Genomic DNA, 25,651 nt, shown 5'->3' on the forward strand with positions numbered 1-25,651 from the left:
GAATGAGCAACAGGAGGGCTTGCGAAGCCGGGTTGGACCGTCATATGGTTGACGTGGCACAATGCCAAGGTACTCAGGCCCTTCCCCAGCCACAGTCGCATCCGCCAATCGGTTCAGCCGTGTCGCGGAAGGTTTCTTAAACCAACTAGTGCTTCCCTCAGGGAAGCGAAGGTCAGCGGATCATGAGCGATTCTTCCACGCCCACGGCGTACACCGCCTATCAAGGCAACACGTACCTCTTCGGCGGCAACGCGCCGTATGTCGAGGAAATGTACGAAAACTACCTCGCCAACCCCGGCAGCGTGCCCGACAACTGGCGTTCGTACTTCGACGCGCTGCAGAACGTGCCTGCCGCCGACGGCTCCAACACCCGCGACGTCCCCCACCAGCCGGTCATCAATGCCTTCGCAGAACTCGCGAAGCAGGGCACGACCAAGGTCGTGCAGGCCAGCGGCGCCGACTCCGAACTCGGCCGCAAGCGCACGGCAGTCCAGCAGCTCATCGCCGCCTACCGCAACGTCGGCGCCCGCTGGGCCGACCTCGATCCGCTCAAGCGCGCCGAGCGCCCCTCCATCCCCGAACTCGAGCCCTCGTTCTACGGCTTCGCCGACGCCGACCTCGAGACGGTGTTCAACACCAGCAACACCTTCTTCGGCAAGGAAACGATGTCCCTGCGCGAGCTGCTCAACGCTCTGCGCGAAACGTACTGCGGCACCATCGGCGCCGAGTACATGTACACCACCGACCAGAACCACAAGCGCTGGTGGCAGCAGAAGCTCGAGAGCGCCCGCACCAATCCCAAGCTGAATACCGAGCAGAAGAAGCGCGTTCTCGACCGCCTGACCGCGGCCGAAGGCCTCGAGCGCTTCCTCCACACCAAGTACGTCGGCCAGAAGCGCTTCTCGCTCGAAGGCGGCGAGAGCTTCATCGTCGCGATGGACGAGCTCATCAACCGCGCCGGCGAGAAGGGCGTGCAGGAAATCGTGATCGGCATGGCCCACCGCGGCCGCCTGAACGTGCTGGTGAACTCGCTGGGCAAGATGCCCGCCGACCTGTTCGCCGAATTCGACCACACCGCCCCCGAAGAGCTGCCCAGCGGCGACGTGAAGTACCACCAGGGCTTCAGCTCCGACGTCAGCACCCCTGGCGGCCCGGTGCACCTGTCGCTGGCCTTCAACCCCTCCCACCTCGAAATCGTCAATCCGGTCGTCGAAGGCTCGGTGCGTGCGCGCATGGACCGCCGCGGCGACAAGGAAGGCGACTCGGTGCTGCCGGTGCTCGTGCACGGCGACGCCGCCTTCGCCGGCCAGGGCGTGGTCATGGAAACGCTGGCGCTGGCCGAGACCCGCGGCTACTACACCGGCGGCACGGTCCACATCGTCATCAACAACCAGATCGGCTTCACCACCAGCGACCCGCGCGACAGCCGCTCGACGCTGTACTGCTCGGACATCGTCAAGATGATCGAGGCGCCCGTGCTGCACGTGAACGGCGACGATCCCGAAGCCGTGGTGCTGTGCATGCAGCTCGCGCTCGAGTTCCGCCAGGAATTCAACAAGGACGTGGTGGTCGACATCGTCTGCTACCGCAAGCTGGGCCACAACGAGCAGGACACCCCCTCGCTCACCCAGCCCCTGATGTACAAGAAGATCGCCCAGCACCCCGGCACCCGCCGCCTGTACGCCGACAAGCTGGCCGCGCAGGGCCTGGGCGACACGCTCGGCGACGACATGGTCAAGGCCTACCGCGCCGCCATGGATGCCGGCAAGCACACCATCGACCCGGTGCTGACCAACTTCAAGAGCAAGTACGCGGTCGACTGGAGCCCCTTCCTCAACAAGAAGTGGACCGACGCCGGCGACACCGCCATCCCCACGACCGAGTGGAAGCGCCTGGCCGAGAAGATCACCACCGTGCCGCAAGGTTTCACCGTGCACCCGCTGGTGAAGAAGGTGCTGGACGACCGCGCCGCCATGGGCCGCGGCGACGTCAACGTCGACTGGGGCATGGGCGAGCACATGGCCTTCGCCTCGCTGGTGGCCAGCGGCTATCCGGTGCGCCTGTCGGGTGAAGACTCCGGCCGCGGCACCTTCACGCACCGCCACGCGGTGCTGCACGACCAGAACCGCGAGAAGTTCGACGAAGGCACCTACGTGCCGCTGCAGAACGTGGCCGACAACCAGGCTCCGTTCGTCGTCATCGACTCGATCCTCTCGGAAGAAGCGGTGCTGGCCTTCGAATACGGCTACGCCTCGAACGACCCGAACACCCTGGTGATCTGGGAAGCGCAGTTCGGCGACTTCGTCAACGGCGCGCAGGTCGTGATCGACCAGTTCATCGCCTCGGGTGAAGTGAAGTGGGGCCGCGTCAACGGCATCACCATGATGCTGCCGCACGGCTACGAAGGCCAGGGCCCCGAGCACAGCTCGGCCCGCCTGGAGCGCTTCATGCAGCTCGCCGCCGACGCCAACATGCAGATCGTGCAGCCCACCACGGCCAGCCAGATCTTCCACGTGCTGCGCCGCCAGATGGTGCGCAGCCTGCGCAAGCCGCTGATCATCATGACGCCGAAGTCGCTGCTGCGTAACAAGGACGCGACCTCGCCGCTGTCCGAGTTCGTCAAGGGCGGTTTCCAGACCGTGATCCCCGACAGCCGCGACCTGAAGGCCGAGAAGGTCAAGCGCCTGATCGCCTGCTCCGGCAAGGTCTACTACGACCTGGCCAAGAAGCGCGAGGAGAAGGAAGCCGACGACGTGGCGATCATCCGCGTCGAGCAGCTCTATCCGTTCCCGCACAAGGCATTCGCCGCCGAGATCAAGAAGTACCCGAATCTCGTCGACGTGGTCTGGTGCCAGGACGAGCCGCAGAACCAGGGCGCCTGGTTCTTCGTGCAGCACTACATCCACGAAAACATGCAGGAAGGCCAGAAGCTCGGCTACTCCGGCCGTGCCGCATCGGCCTCGCCGGCGGTGGGCTACTCGCACCTGCACCAGGAACAGCAGAAGGCGCTCGTCGACGGCGCATTCGCCAAGCTCAAGGGCTTCGTGCTGACCAAGTAAACCTGTCCTCTTTCACACGAACACCCTGAAGAACAAATCGGAGCCCACTCCAAATGTCTATCGTTGAAGTCAAAGTCCCCCAGCTTTCCGAATCCGTGGCCGAAGCCACCATGCTCACCTGGAAGAAGAAAGCCGGCGAAGCCGTCGCCGTCGATGAAATCCTGATCGAGATCGAGACCGACAAGGTCGTGCTCGAAGTGCCCGCTCCCTCGGCCGGCGTGCTGGCCGAAATCATCCAGCCCGACGGCGCCACCGTGGTCGCCGACCAGCTGATCGCCAAGATCGACACCGAAGGCAAGGCCAGTGCCGCAGCACCTGCTGCAGCCCCCGCCGCCGCGGCAGCCCCGGCGCCCGCAGCCGCTCCGGCAGCTGCAGCCGCCGCCACCGGCGGCTCGAAGGCCGACGTGGCCATGCCCGCCGCCGCCAAGCTGCTGGCCGACAACAACCTGAAGACCGGCGATGTCGCCGGCTCGGGCAAGGACGGCCGCGTGACCAAGGGCGACGTGCTCGCCGCGGTCGCTTCGGGCGCCAAGCCTGCCGCACCTGCAGCCACCATCGCCGTGCCGGCCGCAAAGCCCGCGCTGCCGCAGGTCGCCGCTCCCGCGAGCGCCCCCGACCTGGGCGAGCGCCCCGAGCAGCGCGTGCCGATGAGCCGCCTGCGCGCCCGCATCGCCGAGCGCCTGATCCAGTCGCAGTCGACCAACGCCATCCTGACGACCTTCAACGAGGTCAACATGGCGCCCGTCATGGAACTGCGCAAGCGCTTCCAGGACAGCTTCACCAAGGAACACGGCGTGAAGCTCGGCTTCATGTCCTTCTTCGTGAAGGCCGCCGTGCATGCCCTCAAGAAGTACCCGGTGCTCAACGCCTCGGTGGACGGCAACGACATCCTGTACCACGGCTACTTCGACATCGGCATCGCCGTCGGTTCGCCGCGCGGCCTGGTGGTGCCGATCCTGCGCAATGCCGACCAGATGAGCTTCGCCGACATCGAGAAGAAGATCGCCGAATACGGCAAGAAGGCCCAGGACGGCAAGCTGGGCATCGAAGAGATGACCGGCGGCACGTTCTCCATCTCGAATGGCGGCACCTTCGGCTCGATGCTCTCGACCCCGATCATCAACCCGCCCCAGTCGGCCATCCTCGGCGTGCACGCCACGAAGGACCGCGCCGTGGTCGAGAACGGCCAGATCGTGATCCGTCCGATGAACTACCTGGCGATGAGCTACGACCACCGCATCATCGACGGCCGCGAAGCCGTGCTGGGCCTGGTCGCCATGAAGGAGGCGCTGGAAGATCCGTCGCGCCTGCTGTTTGATATTTGATCCACCCCCGTTGCTTGCTCACTTCGTGTAGCCGCCTCCCCCCTCGAGGGGGCGCACCCGGCGGCCCGGCAGAGCCGGTTCCGCGGGTGCCTGCGAACTGGCCGGCGCTTCGCGCGGCCCTGTTTGAAAGCGGCACACCGAATTACGAAAGAACCTATGTCCAAACAATTTGACGTGATCGTCATCGGCGGCGGCCCTGGCGGCTACATCGCTGCCATCCGCGCCGCACAGCTCGGCTTCAACGTGGCCTGCATCGACGAGTGGAAGAACGGCAAGGGCGGCCCCGCACCGGGCGGCACCTGCACCAACGTCGGCTGCATTCCCTCGAAGGCGCTCCTGCAGTCGTCGGAGCACTTCGAGCAGGCCGGCCACCACTTCGCCGACCACGGCATCAAGGTCGAGGGCCTGGGCCTCGACATCGACAAGATGCTGGCCCGCAAGGACCAGGTCGTGAAGCAGAACAACGACGGCATCCTGTACCTGTTCAAGAAGAACAAGATCTCGTTCTTCCACGGTCGCGGCTCGTTCGTGAAGTCGGACGCAGGCGGCTACGAGATCAAGGTGGCTGGCGCCGCCGAAGAGTCGATCGTCGGCAAGCACATCATCGTGGCCACGGGCTCCAACGCCCGCGCGCTGCCGGGCACGCCCTTCGACGAGGAGAACATCCTCTCGAACGACGGCGCGCTGCGCATCGGCGCCGTGCCGAAGAAGCTGGGCCTGATCGGCTCGGGCGTCATCGGCCTGGAAATGGGCTCGATGTGGCGTCGCCTCGGTGCTGAAGTCACCGTGCTCGAAGCGCTGCCGACCTTCCTCGGCGCGGTGGACGAGCAGATCGCGAAGGAAGCCAAGAAGGCCTTCGACAAGCAGAAGCTCAAGATCGAACTCGGCGTGAAGGTCGGCGAGATCAAGTCGTCGAAGAAGGGCGTGAGCGTTGCCTGGACCGACGCCAAGGGCGAAGCCCAGACGCTGGAAGTCGACAAGCTGATCGTCTCGATCGGCCGCGTGCCCAACACCATCGGCCTGAACGCCGAAGCCGTGGGCCTGAAGCTCGACGAGCGCGGCGCCATCGCGGTGGACGACGAGTGCAAGACCAACCTGCCCAACGTGTGGGCCATCGGCGACGTGGTGCGCGGCCCGATGCTGGCGCACAAGGCCGAGGAAGAGGGCGTTGCCGTGGCCGAGCGCATTGCCGGCCAGCATGGTCACGTCAACTTCAACACGATCCCGTGGGTGATCTACACCAGCCCCGAGATCGCGTGGGTCGGCCAGACCGAGCAGCAGCTCAAGGCCTCGGGCCGCGCCTACAAGGCCGGCACCTTCCCGTTCCTCGCGAACGGCCGCGCACGCGCGCTGGGCGACACGACCGGCATGGTCAAGTTCCTGGCCGACGCCGCGACCGACGAGATCCTGGGCGTGCACATCGTGGGCCCGCAGGCCAGCGAGCTGATCTCCGAAGCCGTGGTGGCGATGGAGTTCAAGGCCAGCGCCGAGGACATCGCGCGCATCTGCCACGCGCACCCCTCGCTGTCGGAAGCCACGAAGGAAGCGGCGCTCGCCGTCGACAAGCGCACGCTGAACTTCTGATCCTGCCGATCTTTTGACCAGCGTCAAACAGGCCTACGAGGCGGAACTCGCTGCGCGCGGGTTCAAGAGCGATCCCGCGCAGCTGCGCGCCGTGGAGGCGCTGGATCGCTGCGCCAGCGAATGGGCCGAGTACAAGGCCCAGCGCTCGAATGCGCTGAAGAAGCTCATCAACAGGCCGGAGCTCCCGCGCGGCGTCTACATGTACGGCGGCGTCGGGCGGGGCAAGAGCTTCCTGATGGACCTGTTCTTCAACGCCGTGCCGCTGCGGCGCAAGACGCGCCTGCACTTCCACGAGTTCATGCGCGAGGTGCACCGCGAGCTGCGCGAGCTGCAGGGCACGGTCAACCCGCTCGACGAGCTGGGCCTGCGCATCTCCAAGCGCTACAAGCTGATCTGCTTCGACGAGTTCCACGTGGCCGACATCACCGACGCGATGATTCTTCATCGCCTGCTCGTGTCCCTGTTCGACAACGGCGTGGGCTTCGTCACCACCTCGAACTTCAAGCCTGACGACCTGTATCCGGGCGGCCTGCACCGCGACCGCATCCTGCCCGCTATCGAGCTGCTCAACGAGAAGCTAGAGGTGCTGAGCGTCGACAACGGCACCGACTACCGGCGCCGCACGCTCGAGCAGCTGCGCATGTACCTCACGCCCAACGACGGCGCGGCAGAGAAGGAGATGCGCAAGGCGTTCGACAGGCTGGCCGAAACGGCCGACGAGAACCCGGTGCTGCACATCGAGCAGCGCGAGATCCGTGCGCGGCGCAAGGCGGGCGGCGTGGTCTGGTTCGACTTCAAGACGCTGTGCGGCGGTCCGCGCTCGCAGAACGACTACCTGGAGATCGCGAGCCAGTTCCACACCATCCTGCTGTCCGACGTGCCGCACATGCCGGTGCGCATGGCTTCCGAAGCGCGCCGTTTCACCTGGCTGGTCGACGTCTTGTACGACCGGCGGTGCAAGCTCATCATGTCGGCTGAGGTTCCGCCCGAGGCGTTGTACACCGAGGGTCCGCTGTCGCACGAATTTCCGCGCACGGTCTCCCGGCTCACCGAAATGCAATCGAGCGAGTTCCTCGCCCTGGAACGCCGCGTCGTCGATACCCGACTCACATGAAAAAAATCGTTCTTGCCGTGTTCATGGCGCTGGCCAGCCTGCCGCTGTGGGCCCAGTCCAATGCCGCGGCGGGCAACGCCGACCTCGAGGCGGAGAAGCGCCGCCTGTCGGCCGAGCGCGAGGCGATAGAGAAGCGCTTCGTCGAGGAGCGCGCCGCCTGCTACAAGAAGTTCGCGGTGGAAGACTGCCTGCAGGAAAGCCGCAGCCGCCGCCGCAAGGAAACCGACAACATCAAGCGGCAGGAAACCGCCATCAACGACATCCAGCGCCAGCGCGCCGGCGCGGCCGAGCTGAGGAAGCTCGACGAGAAGGCGGGCACGCAGCGTCCGGCGGACACGCCCGAGAAGCAGCAGCAATCCATCCAGAACCAGAAGGACCGCGAGCAGCGCGCGGCCGATCACGCGGCCAGCCGTGCCGCCACCGCCGCTGAAGCCGCTGAGCGCGAGCGCCAGTTCCAGGCCAAGCAGCAGGCGCATGCCGACGAGCAGGCCAAGGCGGCCCAGCGTAGCGCCGAAATCCCTGAATCCGTGCGGCGCTTCCAGGAGAAGCAGCGACGCGCCGCCGAGCACAAGGCCGATCGCGAACGGCGCAACGCCGAGCGCGACAGGCCGCGCGGGGCGCCCCTGCCACCGCCGCCTGCCGAACCGGCAAAGCCCTGATAAAGAGAAAAAAGAGGCTTTTCGCGGCCCCGCGCTCAGGCGGCGGCTGCGGGAAGCGCGTCGAGCTTCAGGACGGCGATGGAAATGTTGTCGCCCGTTCCCCGTGCACGGCGGCGGGCTTCACCCACCAGGATCTCCACCGCATCGCGCGGCGGCTGTGCGAAGAGCACGCTGGCCAGCTCCTCGGGGCTGAAGTAGTGCCAGAGCCCGTCGCTGCATGCCATCAGCAGGTCGCCCGGGGCCATCTTCGGGATGTAGTAGGGATCGATGGGCGGCGGCGTGGTCGTCATGCCCAGGCAGCCCAGCAGGATGTTGCCCTGCGGATGGATGTTGGCCTCGGCCTCGGTGATCTGGCCGCGGTCGATCAGCACCTGCACGTAAGAGTGGTCGCGCGTGCGCTTGACGAGCTGCCCGTCGTGGAAGTGGTAGATGCGCGAGTCGCCAGCATGGATCCAGGCGCAGTCGCCCTTGGGATTCATGAGGAAGGCCGCGATCGTGCTGTGCGGCTCCTGCTCGGCGGAAACGGCGGTGAGCTTGATGACCGTGTGCGAGTCCTCGAGGATCCGCTTGAGCAGGGCTTCGGGGTCTTCCTTGCCGGGCTGGTAGCGCGTGAAGAGCTGCCGCGCCGTCATGAGGACCTGGTCGGAGGCCTTGCGCCCGCCGCTTCGGCCGCCCATGCCGTCCGCCACCACGCCCAATATGCAGCCTTGCACGCGCGGGTGGCTCATCAGCAGCACCTGGTCCTGCTGGTACGGTCGGTCTCCCTTGTGGAGTCCGGTGGCCGCTGCGAGTCGAAAGCCTTGGGTCATGAAGCAATGAGCGCCTGGGGCGCGGGTTCCTGTCTTCTCGGGGATTCGTGTCAGGACGTATTATCGAATGAACATGCGGCACGCAAACCACGCGTGCGCTTCCCACCGTTGGACTCCAATCTTCACTCCCTCTCCCGCCAGCTGATCGAACTGCGCATCGAGCATGCAGACCTCGACGCCACCATCGACAGGCTGGCCGAAGGCTCGGCCCAGGACGAGCTGCTGCTTCGGCGCCTCAAGAAGCGCCGCCTCGCGCTGCGCGACCAGATCGCCCGTCTCGAAAACATCCTCGATCCGAAAGAGCCGGCGTGACGGGTTCGCTCGAAGACAAGGTGCGCGACGCCTTCGCGCAGGACGGCGGCCTTTCCCGCGCCGCGGAGCAGTTCCGCGAACGCTCGGGGCAGACCGAGATGGCGATGGCCGTGGCCCGCACCATCGACAACGGCGGCATGCTGGTGGTCGAGGCCGGTACCGGCGTGGGCAAGACGTTCTCGTACCTCGTACCGGCACTCCTGAGCGGCGAGCGCGTGCTGCTCTCCACCGCCACCAAGACCCTGCAGGACCAGCTGTTCGGCCGCGACCTGCCGCGCCTCGTCGAAGCCTTCGGCCTGCCGGTGCGCACGGCGCTGCTCAAGGGGCGCGCGAGCTACCTGTGCCTGCACCGGCTCGACATGGCACGCCACGACGCTTCGCTGCCCGAGCGCGGCAGCCTGCGCACGCTCGCCAAGATCGAGCAATGGTCGAAGGCCACCCGCACAGGCGACCTGGCCGAACTGCCGGGGCTCGACGAGCGCTCGCCGCTCATCCCGCTGATCACGTCAACCCGCGAGAACTGCCTGGGCGCCCAATGCCCGCAGTTCAAACCCTGCCACGTCAACCTGGCGCGCCGCGAGGCGCTGGCGGCCGACATCGTCGTCATCAACCACCATCTCTTCTTCGCCGACCTCGCGGTACGCGAGACCGGCATGGCCGAGTTGCTGCCGACGGTGAGCGTGGTGGTGTTCGACGAAGCCCACCAGCTCAACGAGACAGGCGTGCAGTTCCTGGGCGCGCAGCTCGGAACGGGGCAGGCGCTCGACTTCGCCCGCGACATGCTCGCCGCAGGCCTGCAGCATGCACGCGGGCTCGTCGACTGGCAGAAGCTGGTGTCCGCGACAGAGCGCGCCGCGCGCGAGCTGCGGCTGGTGGTCGGCAAGCAATGGCCCGGCGCCAAGCTGCGCTGGCTGGGGGCGTCGCCCGACGGCATCGACCCAGACGCATGGCAGGGCGCGCTCGACGAACTGCTGCACGCATTCCAGGCGGCAGCGGAAGGGCTGGACACGGTCAGCGAGATCTCGCCCGATTTCGTGCGGCTTCACGAGCGGGCGCGCCAGCTGGCGAAACGTGCGTCGAAGTTCGCGTTGGCATGCGAGGTCGATTCGGTGCGCTGGGTGGACGTGGGTACGCAGCTGCGGCTCATCGAATCACCGCTGGACATCGCCGATGCGATGCGCAAGCGGGTCCTCAAGATCGCGGACGATGCCGATGAGGAAAGGTTCGACGGCGACGAGCAGGAGGATGGACTCGACGCCTACGGCGAGCAGCCGGCGCGATCCGGCAACGTGCGGGAAGAGGGCGGCCGCGCCTGGGTCTTCACCTCGGCCACTCTGGGCGACGAGCCTACGCTGCGCTGGTTCACCGAGCCCTGCGGCCTTCAGGACGCCGAGGTGCTGCGCGTGCAGAGCCCCTTCGACTACGCCTCGCAGGCCGCGATCTATGTGCCGCGAGCCTTTCCCAAGCCCAACGATCCCTCCCACAGCCAGCGGGTCGCCCAGCTGGCGGCGCGCGGAGCGGCGGAGCTCGGCGGCCGCACGCTGGTACTGACGACCACGCTGCGCGCGCTGCGCACCATCGGCGACGAAATGAGGCAGCGGTTCGAGCTGCTCGACGCGCAGCTGCGGCCCGAAGTGCTCGTGCAGGGCGAACTGCCCAAGCGCGTGCTGATGGATCGATTCCGCGAAGGTTCGAGCGCAGGGCGTGCCGGCTGCGTGCTGGTCGCCTCCGCCTCGTTCTGGGAGGGGTTCGATGCGCCGGGAGACGTGCTGCAACTGGTGGTGATCGACAAGCTGCCGTTCCCGCCGCCTAACGATCCGCTGGTCGAGGCGCGCTCGCAGCGCCTGGAGTCGCAGGGGCGGAGTTCGTTCGCCGACTATTCGCTGCCCGAGGCCGCGGTGGCGCTCAAGCAGGGCGCGGGCCGATTGATCAGGCGCGAGACCGACAGCGGCGTGCTGGCGATCTGCGATACGCGTCTGGTGGCGATGGGTTACGGGCGCCGCTTGCTGGCAGCCCTGCCTCCGATGCGGCGGCTCGAGACCGAAGCCGATTTCGATGCCGCGCTGGAGGCGCTCAAGAACTGAGCGGGAGGCTACGGCAGGGCGCTTGCGGCCCTGCCGGTTCAGGAAGGGTTCTGGCTTACCAGACCTTCCACCAGGGATCGTCCTTGCCCTTGAAGCCGTTGGCGAGGAAGGTGCTCTGCGGGTAGTTGGTGGTCAGCACTCGCTGGGCGTCGTCGCGCAGGTCCTTCATGCCGAGTGCGTCGTACGACTTGACCATGATGTACAGGGCCTCTTCGAGCGCCGGCACTTCGCGGTAGTCGGCCAGTGCGACCTGCGCGCGGTTGATGGCCGCCAGGTAGGCGCCGCGCGTGTAGTAGTAGCGGGCCACGTGAACTTCGTACTGAGCGAGCGAGTTCACGATGTAATTCATGCGCTGGCGAGCGTCGGGGGCATAGCGCGAATCGGGGAAGCGCGTGACCAGATCCTTGAACGCCTCGAACGATTCCTTCGCGGCCTTCTGGTCGCGCTCCGACAGGTCCTGGCGCGTCAGGAATGCGAACATGCCGAGGTCGTCGTTGAAGTTGATCACGCCCTTGAGGTAGAGCGCGTAGTCGAGGGCCGGGCTCGCCGGGTGCAGCTTCATGAAGCGGTCGACGGTGGCGATGGCTGCAGCTTTTTCGCCCGACTTGTACTGGGCGTACGCCTTTTCCAGCTGTGCCTGCTGCGCCAGGGGAGTGCCGGCCGCGCGGCCTTCGAGCTTCTCGTAGAGCGGGATTGCCTTGTCGTAGGCGCCGGAGCCTGCCTCGTCCTTGGCTTCCGAGTAGATCCGGTTGGGGCTCCAGGTGGCGGTCTTGTCGGCGGAGGGTGTCGACGAGCAGCCTGCTGCCAGCAGAGCCGCCGCGCTGAGCGCGATCCAGGCGGGGACCGATAATTTGGCGCGAATCATCACATACGGCTTTCGTGAAACAGTTGCCCTCAATTATATCGACCGACCCCCTGGGCAATATCCCCGACAGCCCGGAGGTGGCCGAGCACGAAGAGGGCGCGGACCCGGTCGAGGCCAGCGAGCAGCGGCCCTTCGTCATCGACCCGGCCCAGCACGGCCAGCGGCTCGATCGGGCGCTCGCCGCGCTGGTGCCCGAGTTCTCCCGCAGCTACCTGCAGCAGTTGATCGAGGCGGGCGTCGTCGAACTGCAGGGGCGTACGGTCACCAAGGCCTCGGCCCCCGTCAAGGCGGGCCAGTCCGGCCGCATCGAGTTGCGCCCGACGCCGCAGAGCCAGGCCTTCCGGCCGGAGGCGATGGACATCGTCACCGTGTACGAGGACGAGCATCTGCGCATTGTCGACAAGCCGGCCGGCCTCGTGGTGCATCCGGCGCCGGGGCACTGGAGCGGCACGCTGCTGAACGGCCTGCTGGCGCTCGACCCCAAGGCCGTGCTGCTGCCGCGCGCCGGCATCGTGCACCGGCTCGACCGCGATACCAGCGGCCTGATGGTGGTCGCGCGCACTCGCGCCGCGATGGATGCGATGGTGGCGCTGATCGCCGCGCGCGAGGTCAAGCGGCAGTACCTGGCCATCGGCCACAGGCAGTGGGAGGGCGCGGCGGCGCGGCATGTCGACGCACCCATCGGGCGGGACCCGCGCAACCGGCTGCGCATGGCGGTGGTCGATCTGGAACGCCACGCGGGCAAGACGGCCCGCACGCTGATCGAGCGGCTCGACAGCAACGCCGAGGGCTGCGCCGTGCGCTGCACGCTCGAAACCGGGCGCACCCACCAGATCCGCGTGCACATGGCCTCCATCGGCCATCCGCTGGTGGGCGATGCCCTCTACGGCGGCGCGCCGGCCGCCGGGTTGTCGCGCCAGGCGCTGCATGCATTCAGGCTGGCCTTCGTGCATCCCGTCACGCAGGCTGCGCTGGAGTTCCGCTCGCCGTTGCCGCAAGACCTCGTCCGGGCTTTGCATGCCTGGGGCCTGGATTACAATCGCGCCTGACGGCCCGAGGGCCGCGCCGGTCGCCCGAGACCGGCCTCGCGTTGCATCTGCCGCGTGCCTGCAGCGCCTACTCCTTCCATCCTTCTGAACAAGCGCCCCCAGGCGCCTTTTCCCGGATAACGCGAACCATGAATACGGCGGATGCCAAGCGCATTCTCGAAACCGCCTTGATCTGTTCGAGCCAGCCGTTGCCGGTGCGCGATATGCGCGTGCTGTTCGACGACGAACTGGGTGCGGACACCATCAAGTCGCTGCTGCTCGAACTGCAGGAAGACTGGGCGCAGCGCGGCCTGGAGCTGGTGAGCGTCGGCAGCGGCTGGCGCTTTCAGAGCCGGCCTGAAATGCGCGACCACCTCGATCGCCTGCACCCCGAGAAGCCGCCGCGCTACACGCGTGCTGCGCTCGAGACGCTGGCGATCATCGCCTACCGCCAGCCGGCCACGCGCGGCGATATGGAAGACATCCGCGGCGTGACGATCAATTCGATGATCCTCAAGCAGCTGGAAGACCGCGGCTGGGTCGAGGTCATCGGCCACCGCGAGACGGTCGGCCGCCCGGCGCTCTATGCGACCACGCGGCAGTTCCTCGACGATCTGGGGCTGGCCTCGCTCGATCAACTGCCGCTGATCGAGACGCCGGCACAGCAGGCGGCGCTGGTCGATGCGCTGGAGCAGGCCTCGGGCGAGCAGCAGGGGCTGCCGATCGATGCGGCTGCGGAACCCGAAGCCGCCACCGAGGGCGACGCCGATGCCTCGGGAATGGCGGAGCTGGGGCTTTCCTCCGCCGACGCGCCGGTGCCCGATGCCGAGATTGCGGCTTCGCAGCAAGGCGAAGAAGCCGAACCTGTGACGAACGCAGCCGAAGAGCCTGCCGCCGTCGACATCACGCCCGAAGTTTCCGAGGCGGCAGAAGCCGCCGAGGCGATCGAAGCCATCGAGGCTGCCCAGGCGCAGGTCGCCGAGAACGAGGCAGGCGCCGAATCCGCTGCCGCCGAGCAAGAACAAGAACCCGCGTCGGAATCCGATGCCCCGTCCGAGGACGAGGCCGATCCTCACGCTCCCTCTCCCGGAAAAACCTCATGAGCACAACCGACACCGAAGACGCAGCAATGCTGCCGGTCGAGCCCGAAGTCAAGAAGAAGAAAAGGGCGACCACGGCCAAAAAGGCTGCGGTTGAAGCTGTCGAGGCGGTTGCGCCCCCGGCGCCCGCATCCGAGGCCGTGGCCGAGGCGCCGAAGAAGCCGCGCGCGCCCCGCAAGAAGAAGGTTGTCGAGCAGCCTGCCGTCGAAGGCGAAGCGGTAGCCGCTCCGGCCGTCGAGGCCGCCGCCGAATCCGCTGAGCCGCAAGTTGCGGCGCCGGCCATCGAGCAGGCGCCAGTGGTTGCTGAAGCCGCCCCTGGTGATGTGCCGGCCGAGGCTGCCGTGGTGGCGGCCCAGCCTCCGGCGCCCGAGCGCGCCGGCGACCGCAACGACGAGGTGCGCGACGACGGCGAAGAGGACGAAGAAGACGAGGAAGAGCCCGACGAGGAGGAGGACGACCTCGACCGCGCGCGCCGCGCCGCCGAGCGTGAGCAGCGCAACGCGCCTCCGCCCGAGCCGATCCGGTTCGCGGACGTCATCTCCGGCCAGTTCGACGCCGACGAGGAAAGCCCCGAGGTCCCGCCGCTCAAGCGCGTGCTGCTGCCCGAGGCCGATTCGCCCAAGCTGCACAAGGTGCTGGCGCAGGCGGGCCTGGGTTCGCGGCTCGAAATGGAGCAACTGATCCTCCAGGGACGCATTTCCGTCAACAACGAGCCGGCCCACATCGGCCAGCGCATCCAGTACGGCGACCAGGTCAAGATCAACGGCAAGCCGATCCGCTACCGCATCGCACCGCCGCCGCCGCGCGTCATCGCGTACCACAAGCCCGTGGGCGAGGTGGTCACGCACGACGATCCCCAGAACCGCCCGACCGTGTTCCGCAAGCTCCCGCGCCTGCAGCAGGGCAAGTGGCAGTCGGTGGGGCGTCTCGACCTGAATACCGAAGGCCTGCTGCTGTTCAGCAGCTCCGGCGACCTGGCCAACCAGCTCATGCACCCGCGCTTCGGCCTGGAGCGCGAGTACGCGGTGCGCGTGCTGGGCGCGCTCACCGCCGAAGAGAAGCAGAAGCTGCTCGATGGCGTGCGTCTCGACGACGGCATGGCGCAGTTCGGGGCCATCGAGGACGGTGGGGGCGAAGGTTCCAACTGCTGGTACCGCGTGACCATCTCCGAAGGGCGCAACCGCGAGGTGCGGCGCCTGTTCGAGTCGGTGGGCCATGCGGTCAGCCGGCTGATCCGCATCCGCTACGGCGCCATGGTGCTGCCTCGCGGCCTGAAGCGCGGTGCCTGGATGGAGCTCGACGACCGCGACATCCGCGCGCTGTTCCAGGCTTCGGGTGGCGCGGTGGCGCGTCCGGGCCAGCAGCAGCGCGGTCCGGGGCAAGAGGGTGGCGGCAACGGCCGCGGCGGCCGCAACAAGAAGCGCCGCGGCAATCGCAACGGAGGCGGCGGCCAGGCCGCGCGCGACGGCGGCGGGCGCGAGGCGCCGATCCCGAATCCGCTGGGCGACGGCCGTCCGCCGCGCGGCGAGCGGGGCGGGCGTCCCAACCGCGGCAATGGCGGCAACGGTGGCCAGCCCCAGGGGCAGGGACGCCGCGGCAACGGCGGCCGCCAGGGTGGCGATCGCCAGCAGGGCGCCGCCAACCAGCCCGATCCGATGAAGACCTCGCTGGGCTACATCGGCGCAGACAGTTTTTCGCGCCAGCGCAAGGAGCAGCGCGGAGGCCAGCGCCGCGGCGGCGGCGGAGGCGGTGGTGGCGGCTTCGGAGGCCAGGGCGGCGGACGCCGCCGCGGGCGCTGAAAGGCTGCCGTCGCATCGCGGCCTTTCGCGGGGTTTTCACCAATCCGCAAGGCCGCGCCGGTTAAAATCAGAGGCTTTGTCGACAAGTGACGAAACAAACTCGTTGCAGTTGTGACAAAACAATTCAAAATCAAAGCTCCAGGAAGCATTTCAATGGCTATCGAACGTACCCTTTCCATCATCAAGCCCGACGCAGTTGCCAAGAACGTCATCGGCAAGATCGTTTCCCGTTTTGAAGCTGCCGGCCTCAAGATCGTTGCCGCCAAGCTGGTGCACCTGTCGCGCAACGAAGCCGAACAGTTCTACGCCGTGCACAAGGAGCGTCCCTTCTTCAAGGACCTCGTCGAGTTCATGATCTCCGGCCCCGTGTTCGTGCAAGTGCTCGAAGGCGAGAACGCCATCGCCAAGAACCGTGACCTGATGGGCGCCACGGACCCCAAGAAGGCAGCCGCCGGCACCATCCGCGCCGACTTCGCCGACAGCATCGACGCCAACGCCGTTCACGGTTCGGACGCTCCCGAAACCGCCGCGAACGAAGTCGCCTTCTTCTTCGCTGGCCTCAACGTCTACGCACGCTGAAGCCGGATCTCGCCTGATTCCATGACCACGGCCAACCTGCTCGATTTCGATCTCGAGGGGTTGGCTGCGTTCTGCGAAAAACTCGGCGAGAAGAAATTCCGCGCCACGCAGCTTTACCGCTGGATCCACCAGCGTGGCGCCAGCGACTTCACCCAGATGACCGATCTGGCGAAGTCGCTTCGCGAGAAGCTCGCGACCACCGCTCGCGTCGAGGCCCTGCCGGTCATCACGCAGCACGAATCCAAGGACGGCACGATCAAGTGGCTGTTCGACGTCGGTGACGGCAATGCCGTCGAAGCCGTATTCATTCCCGAGGACGACCGCGGCACTCTTTGCGTGTCGTCCCAGGCCGGCTGTGCGGTTGGTTGCCGCTTTTGCTCGACGGGGCATCAGGGCTTCAGCCGCAACCTGGGCACGGGCGAAATCGTCGCCCAGCTCTGGTTTGCCGAACACTTCCTGCGCAAGCACCTGAAGCGCGACGAACGCGTCATCTCCAACGTGGTGATGATGGGCATGGGCGAGCCGCTGCAGAACTACTCGGCGCTGGTGCCTGCATTGCGCACCATGCTCGACGACAACGCCTACGGGCTGTCGCGCCGCCGCGTGACGGTGTCGACCTCCGGCGTGGTGCCGATGATCGACCGCCTGGGCGCCGATTGCCCCGTGGCGCTCGCCGTTTCGCTGCACGCGCCCAACGATCCGCTGCGCGACGACCTGGTGCCGCTGAATCGCAAGTACCCGATCGACGAGCTCATCGAGGCCTGCAAGCGCTATCTGGCCCATGCGCCGCGCGACTTCATCACCTTCGAGTACTGCATGCTCGACGGAGTGAACGACCAGCCCGAACATGCGCGCCAACTGGTCGACCTGGTCCGCAAGCACGGCATCTCGTGCAAGTTCAACCTCATTCCGTTCAACCCGTTTCCGGCCTCGGGCCTGCTGCGCTCGCCGCAGCCGCGCGTGCTGGCGTTCGCCCGGACGCTCAGCGAGGCCGGCCTCGTGACCACCGTGCGCAAGACGCGCGGCGACGACATCGATGCCGCCTGCGGCCAGCTCGCCGGCGACGTGAAAGACCGCACCCGGGCGGCCGAGCGCATGGCGCAGCGCCGCGCGGCGGAGCAGCGCCCCGTCGTTTTGCACCCGGTCCGCAAGACCAAGACCGTCTCCCAGGAGCACTGAACCGATGAGCATGGCCATTTCGATGACGACCGCGAACGTGCAGCGGATGCTGACTGTGGGTTTCGCGGGCGTCGCCGTGTCGCTGCTGCTTGGGGGTTGCGTGAGCACGCGCACCACCACCACCAGCCTGGCCGACAGCAGCAATTCGCCCAAGGGCACCGAGATCGTCACCGAGTCCGACGAGTCCAACCGCCAGCGCCGCGCGCGCCTGCGCATGGAGCTGGCCGCCGGCTATTTCGAGCACGGCCAGACCACGGTGGCCCTCGACGAAATCAAGCAGGCGCTGGCCGCCGACCCCAACAACGCCGACGCGTACAACCTGCGCGGCCTCGTCTACATGCGGCTCGACGACGCCGGCCTGGCGGAGGACAGCTTCCGCCGCGCCATCGCGATCAATCCGCGCGACCCGAACACGCGCCACAACTACGGCTGGCTGCTGTGCCAGCAGAACCGCTATGGCGACGCCGCTGCCCAGTTCAACGAGGCCCTGGCGGTGCCGACCTACACCGAGCGCGCCAAGACCCTCATGACCCAGGGCGTGTGCGAGCTCAAGGCCGGCCAGCGGGAAAAGGCCGAGCGCACGCTCATGCAGGCCTACGAGATCGACGCCAGCAATCCGGTCGTCGCTTTCAACCTGGCGTCGGTGCTGGCGCAGCGCGAGGAGTGGTCGCGCGCGCAGTTCTACATCCGCCGCGTCAACAACAGCGCCGCGGCCAGTCCCGAGACGCTCTGGCTCGGCATCAAGATCGAACGCAAGCTGAACAACCGCGAAGCAGTCGCGCAGTTGGGAGGCCAACTGCAACGACGCTTCCCCCAGTCGCGGGAGGCAACAGCGTACGAGCGCGGGAATTTCAATGACTGATCGGGTTTCGGAGTTCGGCACTTCCGCCGCATTGCCACTGGAAACAGGCGATATCGCGAACAAGACGGCCGGCGAGCTGCTTCGCGAGGCGCGCGAGGCCCATGGCCTGCACATCGAGATGGTCGCGGCGGCCCTGAAGGTGCCGCCGCAGAAGCTCATGGCGCTGGAGGCGGACGACATCGCCTCGCTGCCCGATCCGGTCTTCGCCCGTGCGCTGGCCAGCAGCGTCTGCCGCGCCCTGCGCATCGATCCGGCCCCCGTGCTCGCGAAGCTGCCCACCACGCAGAAGGTGTCGCTGGCCGAGACCGACCGCACCCTTCGCTCGAACATCGGCTCGGGTACGCCGCGCTGGGGTGGCAGCAGCCGCTCCAGCGGGCTGCCTTCGCGGCCGCTGCTGATCGTCGTGTTGCTGCTGCTGATCGGCGCGGGTGCGCTGTTCTGGCTGCCGCAGTCGGCTTTCGACCAGCTCAGCGCTTCCGTGGCGCGGCTCACGGCGCGCAGCGAGTCCAGTGCCGAATCGGGTTCTGCCGGCGCGGCGGCTTCGAGCGGCGGTTCGGTGGCCGAGAGCGTGCCTACGCAGGCCGTGGCCCCCAGCGGTCCGGTGGCCGGCGATGCGCCTGCGGCAACCCCTGCTCCAGGTGCGCCTGCGGCTCCTGCTGTGCCCGCCGCTGCCGCGCCGGCTGCTGCGGCACCGGCAGCCACGCCCGTGGCCGCCGCTTCGAGCAGCCAGCCGCTCGTCTTCGTGGCTCGCGAGGAATGCTGGATCACCGTGACCGAAGCCGGCGGCAAGCAGTTGCTGCGCCGCAGCCTGCAGGCCGGCGAAACGGTGGGCCTGTCGGGTACGCTGCCGCTGTCGGTCGTGGTCGGCCGTGCGTCGAGCGTCGACGTGCAGGTCCGCGGCCAGCCCTTTGACCTGAAGCCCTTCACCAAGAGCGGTGGCGTGGCGCGTTTCGAGGTGAAGCCGTGACTTCCGCCAGCAGCAGAGATTGCCTTCCCGTCCCCATCGAGGCCGCGGCTCCCAAGCCGCGCCGTTCGCGCCAGGCCAGCGTGGTCTGGGGCCCGCGCGTGGTCACGGTGGGCGGCGACGCCCCGGTGCGCGTGCAGTCGATGACCAACACCGACACCGTCGATGCCATCGGCACGGCGATCCAGGTGAAGGAACTGGCCCAGGCCGGCTCCGAGATGGTCCGCATCACGGTCAACACGCCCGAGGCCGCCGCGCAGGTGCCCTACATCCGCGAGCAGCTCGACCGCATGGGCATCGACGTGCCGCTGGTGGGTGACTTCCACTACAACGGGCACCGCCTGCTGACCGACTATCCGGCCTGCGCCGAGGCGCTGAGCAAGTACCGCATCAACCCCGGCAACGTGGGCAAGGGCGACAAGAAGGACCGGCAGTTCGGCCAAATGATCGACGCCGCGATGCGCTGGAACAAGCCGGTGCGCATCGGCGTCAACTGGGGCAGCCTCGACCAGGAGCTGCTTGCCAGCCTGATGGACGCCAACAGCCGTCGCACCGAGCCCTGGGACGCCAAGCAGGTCATGTACGAGGCGCTCATCACCTCGGCCATCGAGTCCGCGAAGCTGGCCGAGTCGATGGGCATGGCCGGCAACCAGATCATCCTGTCGTGCAAGGTGAGCGGGGTGCAGGACCTGATTTCGGTCTATCGCGAGCTGGCCCGCCGCTGCGACTATCCGCTGCACCTGGGCCTCACCGAGGCCGGCATGGGCACCAAGGGCACCGTGGCGTCGGCCGCGGCGCTGTCGATCCTGCTGCAGGAAGGCATCGGCGACACGATCCGCGTGTCGCTCACGCCGCAGCCGGGCGAGTCGCGCACGCAGGAGGTGGTGATCGCCTCCGAGATCCTGCAGGCGCTGGGCCTGCGCGTGTTCGTGCCGAGCGTCACCGCCTGCCCGGGCTGCGGCCGCACCACCAGCACCACCTTCCAGGAGCTGGCCAAGCAGATCGACGACTACCTGCGGATGCAGATGCCGGTCTGGCGCAAGAAATATCCGGGCGTGGAGACGCTCAAGGTGGCCGTCATGGGCTGCATCGTCAACGGCCCCGGCGAGAGCAAGCACGCCGACATCGGCATCAGCCTGCCCGGCACCGGCGAGGCACCCGCAGCACCCGTCTTCATCGACGGCGAAAAGGCTCTCACGCTGCGCGGCGACAATATCGCCAACGAGTTCCATCAGCTCGTCGAAAACTACATTGAAAAGCGCTTCGGCCAGCCTCTCGCTGCCGACGTCGCCTGACCGCTTCCTCCTATGCCTGACAAGATAAATGCCGTCAAAGGCATGAACGATATATTGCCGGCGAGCGTGCCGCGCACCGACCGCCTGCCCGATTCGGCACTGTGGTCGTGGTTCGAACAGAAGGTGCGGCAGCTGCTAGCCCGCTATGGCTATCACTACATCGTCACGCCGGTCGTCGAGCCGACCGCGCTGTTCGTGCGCGGTCTGGGCGAAGTCACCGACATCGTCGAGAAGGAGATGTACTCCTTCACCGATTCGATGAACGGCGACAAGCTGACGCTGCGCCCGGAGGCCACGGCCGGCATCGTGCGCGCCATGGTCGAGCACAACGCGCTCTACAACGGCCCGCTGCGCCTGTGGACCATGGGGGCGATGTTCCGCCATGAGCGCCCGCAGAAGGGGCGCTATCGCCAGTTCCACCAGCTGGACGTGGAGGCGCTCGGCTTCCCTGGCCCGGACGTGGATGCCGAGCTCATCCTCATGGTGCGCGCTCTCTGGCGCGAACTCGGTCTCGTCGAGGGCGAGCACGTGCGCCTGGAGATCAATAGCCTGGGCCAGCCGGCAGAACGGCAGGCGCACCGCGAAGCGCTGATCCGCCATTTCGAGGCGCATGCCGACGCGCTGGACGCGGACGCGCAGCGCCGCCTGCACAGCAATCCGCTGCGCATCCTCGACACGAAGAACCCGGCGATGCAGGCCATCGTCGAGGCAGCGCCCCAGCTGATGGATTTCCTCGGTGAGGAGTCGCGCGCGCACTTCGACGCCGTTCGCGCCGTGCTCGACGCAGCGGGCCTGGCCTACCGCGTGAATCCGCGGCTGGTGCGCGGCATGGACTACTACAACCTGACAGTCTTCGAGTGGGTCACCGACCAGCTCGGCTCGCAGGGCACCGTCTGTGGAGGCGGGCGCTACGACGGGCTCATCGGGCAGATGGGCGGCAAGCCAGCACCGGCCGTGGGTTTCGGCCTCGGCATCGAGCGGCTGCTGCTGCTGATCCAGGAGCTGGGCCTGCCGGTGCCGTCCGCAGCGCCTGCGGCCTACGCCATCGTGCCCTCGGCCGCAGTGCTGCCGCAGGTCATGGTTGTGCTCGAGCAACTGCGCGCCGCAGGCGTCAGCGTGCTGCAGCACGCAGGCGGCGGCAACATGAAGGCGCAGTTCAAGAAAGCCGACGCGAGCGGTGCGCGCTACGCGCTGATCTTCGGCGAAGACGAACTCTCGCGCGGCGAGGTCACGGTCAAGCCGCTGCGTGATGCAGGCGGCGCACAGACCGCCCGGTCTCTTTCGGAAGTAGCCGCCTGGGCCGCCACCCTACAATCGCCGGCTCCCAATACCTGACACGCATGGCAACCCATCTCGACCTCGAAGAACAGGAACAGCTCGACCAGCTCAAGCATTTCTGGAATACCTACGGCACCCTGATCACCTCGGTCGTGCTGCTCGTTGCCGGCGCCTTCGTGGCCTGGAACGGCTGGCAATGGTATGGCCGCAACAAGGCGGCGCAGGCCTCGTCGCTCTACGACGAGATCGAGAAGACCGCGCAGGCGGGCGATCCGGCGCGCATCGCGCTCGTGCTCGACGACATGAAGAAGCGCTTCTCGGGCACCACCTACGCGCAGCAGGCGGGCCTGCTGGTCGCCAAGACCCTGTACGAGAAGGGCAACGCCGCTGGCTCGCGTGCCGAGCTCGAATGGGTGGCGCAGAACGCCATCGACCCCGGCTACAAGGCCGTCGCCCGGCTGCGGCTGGCGGCCGAGCTGCTCGACGGCAAGTCCTACGACGACGCGCTCAAGCAGCTCGACGGCAGCGTGCCCAAGGAATTCGAACCGCTGGTGGCCGACCGCAAGGGTGACATCTACCTGGCGCAGGGCAAGCGCGCCGAGGCGCAGGCCGAATACCGCAAGGCCTGGACCGGCCTGGGCCCCACGTCCGACTACCGCCGCCTGGTGGAGATCAAGCTCAATGCGGTCGGCGTCGATCCCAAGAGCCTTGCCCCCGTGATCACCGTCACTCCCGCAGCCCCCAAGACTCCCTGACCGCATCATGAATTTCAAGCGCCTCATGCCTGGATCCACCGCCCTGCGCGCGGGATCAGCTCTCGTTCTGGTAGCGCTCCTGGCGGCCTGCTCGGGCTCGTCCAAGCCCAAGCCGGATCCGCTGCCCGCCAATCCGGCCCTGATGGGTGTGCGCCAGGCGTGGACGGTGCGCATTCCGGAAGTGCAGTTCCCGCTGACCACCGACGTGAGCGGCGACACGATCACCGTGGCCGGCAGCGACGGCACCGTGGTCGCGATCGATGCGCGCGCTGGTCGCGAGATCTGGCGTGGCAAGGCCGGCGCTGGGCTGGCAGCCGGCGTCGGCAGCGACGGGCAGGTGGCGGCGGTCGTCACCACCGACAACGAACTGGTCGCCCTCGAGAACGGCAAGGTGCTGTGGAAGCAGAAGCTTTCGGCCCAGGCCTTCACTGCACCGCTGGTGGCGGGTCGCCGCGTGTTCGTGCAGACCGCCGACCGCAGCGTCAGCGCCTGGGACGGCCAGAGCGGCCGCCGCCTGTGGATCCAGCAGCGCGCTGGCGAGAACCTCGTGCTGCGCAAGTCGGGCGTGCTCCTCGCCGTGGGCGATACGCTGGTGGCCGGCATCGGCGGCCGTCTGGTGGGCATCAACCCCGCCAACGGTACCTCGCGCTGGGAATCGCCCATCGCGGCACCGCGCGGCACCAACGACGTCGAACGCCTGGTCGACCTGACCGGCAGCGTGAGCCGCTTCGGCGACACGATCTGCGCGCGTGCCTACTACGCCAGCGTCGGCTGCGTCGACACCCTGCGCGGTTCGCTTGTCTGGAGCAAGCCCGCCTCGGGCGCAGACGGCGTCAGCGGCAACGAGAGCTTCATCTACGGCACCGAGTCCGACGGCAGCGTCGTGGCCTGGCGCCGTGCTGATGGCGAGCGCGCCTGGCAGATGTCCCGCCTCAAGAACCGCGTCCTGACCTCGCCGCTGGCCGTGGGCCGTTCGCTCATCATGGGCGAGGACACCGGTACGCTGCACTTCGTGTCGCGCGAAGACGGTGCGCTGCTCAATCGCATCACGCCTGATGGCTCTGCCATCACCGTGGCACCGGTGCTCGCAGGCAACACGGTGGTCGTGGTGACCGCCAAGGGTGGCGTGTTTGGCTACCGCCCCGAGTAATTTCCTTTTCTCCGTTCTTTTCTCTTTCCAAGGCCCGACCATGAAAACCGCGCCCTCGAAAGGCCGGCCATGAAGCCGGTCGTGGCCCTGGTCGGGCGGCCGAATGTCGGCAAGTCGACCCTCTTCAACAGGCTGACGCAGACGCGCGACGCCATCGTGGCCGACTTCGCGGGCCTCACGCGCGACCGCCACTACGGCAACGGCCGCCTGGGCAAGCGCGAGTTCATCGTCATCGACACCGGCGGCTTCGAGCCCGATGCCGGCAGCGGCATCTACAAGGAAATGGCCAAGCAGACGCGGCAGGCCGTCGCCGAGGCCGACGTCGTGATCTTCGTGGTGGACGCACGCGAGGGGCTCTCTGCGCAGGACCACGACATCGCCAACGAACTGCGTCGCATCGGCAAGCCCTGCGTGCTGGTGGCCAACAAGGCCGAAGGCATGCACGATGGCACCAAGCTGGTGGACTTCTACGAGCTGGGGCTGGGCGAGGTGCACGGCGTGTCCGCCGCGCACGGGCAGGGCATCCGGGGCCTGGTCGAGCTGGCGCTGGAGCCGCTGAACCTTCCCGATCCCGACGACGAGGAGGAAGAGGACGAGGTCAACAAGCCGATCAAGCTCGCCGTGGCCGGCCGTCCGAACGTCGGCAAGTCGACCCTGATCAACACCTGGCTGGGCGAAGAGCGCCTCGTGGCCTTCGACATGCCAGGCACCACACGTGATGCCATCTCCGTGCCTTTCGAGCGCAATGGCCAGCGCTTCGAGCTGATCGATACCGCCGGCCTGCGCCGCAAGGGCAGGGTGTTCGAGGCGATCGAGAAGTTCTCGGTGGTCAAGACGCTGCAGGCCATCGAGTCGGCCAACGTGGTGCTGCTGCTGCTCGACGCCACGCAGGGCGTGACCGACCAGGATGCGCACATCGCGGGCTACATCCTCGAGAGCGGTCGCGCGGTGGTGATCGCGATCAACAAGTGGGACGCGGTCGACAGCTACCAGCGCGAGCAGATCCAGAGGCAGATCGAGACCCGGCTTGCGTTCCTGAAGTTCGCGGCGCTGCATTTCATCTCGGCCATCAAGCGCCAGGGGTTGGGCCCCGTGTGGCAGGCCATCGCGCAGGCCCACAAGTCGGCCACGCGCAAGATGTCCACGCCGGTGCTGACCCGGTTGCTGCTCGAGGCGGTGCAGTTCCAGGCGCCCAAGAGAAGCGGCATGTTCCGTCCCAAGCTGCGCTACGCGCACCAGGGCGGCATGAATCCGCCGGTGATCGTGATCCACGGGAATTCGCTCGAACATGTGACGGATGCTTACAAGCGCTTTCTCGAAGGGCGCTTCCGCAAGGAGTTCGATCTCGTGGGTACCCCCTTGCGCATCGAGTTCAAGAGCTCCCACAATCCCTTCGTCGACAAGGACGACTGACAGAATTTGGCGGCGGATGGCCGCCGTTGAGTCCCGGCCAGGGTTGAAGTTCCGGCTTTTGAGAGACGTTATTTTTCAAAGGCTTTTGAGCGCGATTGCTGCGGCGCGGAAACCCTGTGTTAAGGTCTTCTCCTCCAACAACTACTCTTGAACACGGAGAATATCGTGAGCAATAAAGGGCAACTTCTACAAGACCCGTTTCTGAACACCTTGCGTCGCGAGCATGTGCCGGTCTCCATTTACCTGGTGAACGGTATCAAGCTGCAAGGCCAGATCGAGTCTTTCGACCAGTACGTCGTGTTGCTTCGCAACACGGTGACGCAGATGGTCTACAAGCACGCCATTTCCACCATCGTGCCAGGCCGTGCCGTCAACTTCTCGGCTACCGAGAACGACGACAACGCCGCCTGATCGCGCGGAGCGCGGCGGCAACCCCGC

Annotated in this window: 22 protein-coding genes; 20 read left to right on the plus strand and 2 right to left on the minus strand. The window is 67.2% G+C overall.

All coding sequences use genetic code 11. The annotated features are described in order from the left end of the window. Positions 1 to 182 precede the first annotated feature (182 nt). The 5 genes from FHY06_RS00765 to FHY06_RS00785 all read left to right on the plus strand — a co-directional run bounded on the left by FHY06_RS00765 (position 183) and on the right by FHY06_RS00785 (position 7,741). Positions 183 to 3,059 (plus strand): 2-oxoglutarate dehydrogenase E1 component, encoded by a 2,877-nt coding sequence (locus FHY06_RS00765; protein WP_019653134.1) that lies wholly within the window; start codon positions 183 to 185, stop codon positions 3,057 to 3,059. Between the two features lie 53 nt (positions 3,060 to 3,112). Continuing rightward, positions 3,113 to 4,384, plus strand: coding sequence for a 2-oxoglutarate dehydrogenase complex dihydrolipoyllysine-residue succinyltransferase (odhB, locus tag FHY06_RS00770; RefSeq protein ID WP_019653133.1), 1,272 nt, complete (start codon positions 3,113 to 3,115; stop codon positions 4,382 to 4,384). 156 nt (positions 4,385 to 4,540) lie between these two features. Then, positions 4,541 to 5,968 (plus strand): dihydrolipoyl dehydrogenase, encoded by a 1,428-nt coding sequence (lpdA, locus tag FHY06_RS00775; protein WP_184602853.1) that lies wholly within the window; start codon positions 4,541 to 4,543, stop codon positions 5,966 to 5,968. Between the two features lie 13 nt (positions 5,969 to 5,981). Further along, a complete protein-coding gene (gene zapE, locus FHY06_RS00780; protein WP_019653131.1) occupies positions 5,982 to 7,082 on the plus strand; it encodes a cell division protein ZapE in 1,101 nt (366 codons plus the stop codon). Next, positions 7,079 to 7,741: a hypothetical protein gene (locus FHY06_RS00785; RefSeq protein WP_019653130.1), complete on the plus strand. Its 663-nt coding sequence runs from the start codon at positions 7,079 to 7,081 to the stop codon at positions 7,739 to 7,741. The genes zapE and FHY06_RS00785 overlap by 4 nt, the downstream gene beginning before the upstream one ends. A gap of 35 nt (positions 7,742 to 7,776) precedes the next feature. Here the strand turns inward: FHY06_RS00785 and FHY06_RS00790 are convergent, their stop codons facing one another. Beyond that, the gene (locus FHY06_RS00790; protein ID WP_019653129.1) at positions 7,777 to 8,550 is read right to left on the minus strand and encodes a PP2C family protein-serine/threonine phosphatase; all 774 of its coding nucleotides are present in this window, start codon (positions 8,548 to 8,550) and stop codon (positions 7,777 to 7,779) included. A 108-nt stretch (positions 8,551 to 8,658) separates the two neighbouring features. Between FHY06_RS00790 and FHY06_RS00795 the strand changes: the two genes are divergently transcribed. Together FHY06_RS00795 and FHY06_RS00800 are read left to right on the plus strand one after the other, a co-directional pair. Continuing rightward, positions 8,659 to 8,862, plus strand: coding sequence for a YdcH family protein (locus FHY06_RS00795; RefSeq protein ID WP_019653128.1), 204 nt, complete (start codon positions 8,659 to 8,661; stop codon positions 8,860 to 8,862). Next, complete coding sequence (locus FHY06_RS00800; RefSeq protein ID WP_184602855.1) at positions 8,859 to 10,946, plus strand: ATP-dependent DNA helicase; 2,088 nt, start codon at positions 8,859 to 8,861, stop codon at positions 10,944 to 10,946. Before FHY06_RS00795 ends, FHY06_RS00800 begins: the two co-directional genes overlap by 4 nt. A 55-nt stretch (positions 10,947 to 11,001) precedes the next feature. On the opposite strand, the gene FHY06_RS00805 is transcribed toward FHY06_RS00800, so the two are convergent. After that, positions 11,002 to 11,811 (minus strand): outer membrane protein assembly factor BamD, encoded by an 810-nt coding sequence (locus FHY06_RS00805; protein WP_019653126.1) that lies wholly within the window; start codon positions 11,809 to 11,811, stop codon positions 11,002 to 11,004. Positions 11,812 to 11,834: 23 nt separating this feature from the next. Between FHY06_RS00805 and FHY06_RS00810 the strand changes: the two genes are divergently transcribed. The 13 genes from FHY06_RS00810 (at position 11,835) to hfq (ending at position 25,624) form a co-directional block, all read left to right on the plus strand. Further along, a complete protein-coding gene (locus FHY06_RS00810) occupies positions 11,835 to 12,860 on the plus strand; it encodes an RluA family pseudouridine synthase (protein ID WP_409327438.1) in 1,026 nt (341 codons plus the stop codon). A gap of 128 nt (positions 12,861 to 12,988) precedes the next feature. After that, positions 12,989 to 13,942: an SMC-Scp complex subunit ScpB gene (scpB, locus tag FHY06_RS00815; protein ID WP_184604065.1), complete on the plus strand. Its 954-nt coding sequence runs from the start codon at positions 12,989 to 12,991 to the stop codon at positions 13,940 to 13,942. Next, positions 13,939 to 15,738, plus strand: coding sequence for a pseudouridine synthase (locus tag FHY06_RS00820; protein WP_184602857.1), 1,800 nt, complete (start codon positions 13,939 to 13,941; stop codon positions 15,736 to 15,738). The genes scpB and FHY06_RS00820 overlap by 4 nt, the downstream gene beginning before the upstream one ends. A gap of 153 nt (positions 15,739 to 15,891) precedes the next feature. Beyond that, positions 15,892 to 16,317, plus strand: coding sequence for a nucleoside-diphosphate kinase (gene ndk / locus FHY06_RS00825; RefSeq protein ID WP_019653122.1), 426 nt, complete (start codon positions 15,892 to 15,894; stop codon positions 16,315 to 16,317). Positions 16,318 to 16,338: 21 nt separating this feature from the next. Further along, a complete protein-coding gene (gene rlmN / locus FHY06_RS00830) occupies positions 16,339 to 17,496 on the plus strand; it encodes a dual-specificity RNA methyltransferase RlmN (RefSeq protein WP_019653121.1) in 1,158 nt (385 codons plus the stop codon). 4 nt (positions 17,497 to 17,500) lie between these two features. Further along, positions 17,501 to 18,358 carry a type IV pilus biogenesis/stability protein PilW gene (gene pilW / locus FHY06_RS00835; RefSeq protein WP_019653120.1) on the plus strand — a complete coding sequence of 286 codons (858 nt, stop codon included), beginning with the start codon at positions 17,501 to 17,503 and terminating at the stop codon, positions 18,356 to 18,358. After that, complete coding sequence (locus FHY06_RS00840; RefSeq protein ID WP_132799697.1) at positions 18,351 to 19,325, plus strand: helix-turn-helix domain-containing protein; 975 nt, start codon at positions 18,351 to 18,353, stop codon at positions 19,323 to 19,325. The genes pilW and FHY06_RS00840 overlap by 8 nt, the downstream gene beginning before the upstream one ends. Continuing rightward, a complete protein-coding gene (gene ispG, locus FHY06_RS00845; protein ID WP_132799699.1) occupies positions 19,322 to 20,617 on the plus strand; it encodes a flavodoxin-dependent (E)-4-hydroxy-3-methylbut-2-enyl-diphosphate synthase in 1,296 nt (431 codons plus the stop codon). Before FHY06_RS00840 ends, ispG begins: the two co-directional genes overlap by 4 nt. A gap of 12 nt (positions 20,618 to 20,629) precedes the next feature. After that, positions 20,630 to 21,952, plus strand: a complete 1,323-nt coding sequence (gene hisS, locus FHY06_RS00850) for a histidine--tRNA ligase (RefSeq protein ID WP_019653117.1) — start codon at positions 20,630 to 20,632, stop codon at positions 21,950 to 21,952. Between the two features lie 5 nt (positions 21,953 to 21,957). Then, positions 21,958 to 22,650: a YfgM family protein gene (locus FHY06_RS00855; protein WP_126184333.1), complete on the plus strand. Its 693-nt coding sequence runs from the start codon at positions 21,958 to 21,960 to the stop codon at positions 22,648 to 22,650. A gap of 7 nt (positions 22,651 to 22,657) precedes the next feature. After that, on the plus strand, positions 22,658 to 23,800 hold the full coding sequence (gene bamB, locus FHY06_RS00860) for an outer membrane protein assembly factor BamB (RefSeq protein WP_126184332.1): 1,143 nt from the start codon (positions 22,658 to 22,660) through the stop codon (positions 23,798 to 23,800). A 69-nt stretch (positions 23,801 to 23,869) separates the two neighbouring features. Next, entirely contained in the window at positions 23,870 to 25,213 is a 1,344-nt protein-coding gene (gene der / locus FHY06_RS00865; RefSeq protein WP_019653114.1) for a ribosome biogenesis GTPase Der, read from the plus strand. A 165-nt stretch (positions 25,214 to 25,378) separates the two neighbouring features. Next, the gene (hfq, locus tag FHY06_RS00870) at positions 25,379 to 25,624 is read left to right on the plus strand and encodes an RNA chaperone Hfq (RefSeq protein ID WP_026346229.1); all 246 of its coding nucleotides are present in this window, start codon (positions 25,379 to 25,381) and stop codon (positions 25,622 to 25,624) included. Positions 25,625 to 25,651 lie beyond the last annotated feature (27 nt).

This window comes from Variovorax atrisoli (genome assembly GCF_014195185.1).
Lineage (GTDB): Bacteria > Pseudomonadota > Gammaproteobacteria > Burkholderiales > Burkholderiaceae_C > Variovorax > Variovorax atrisoli.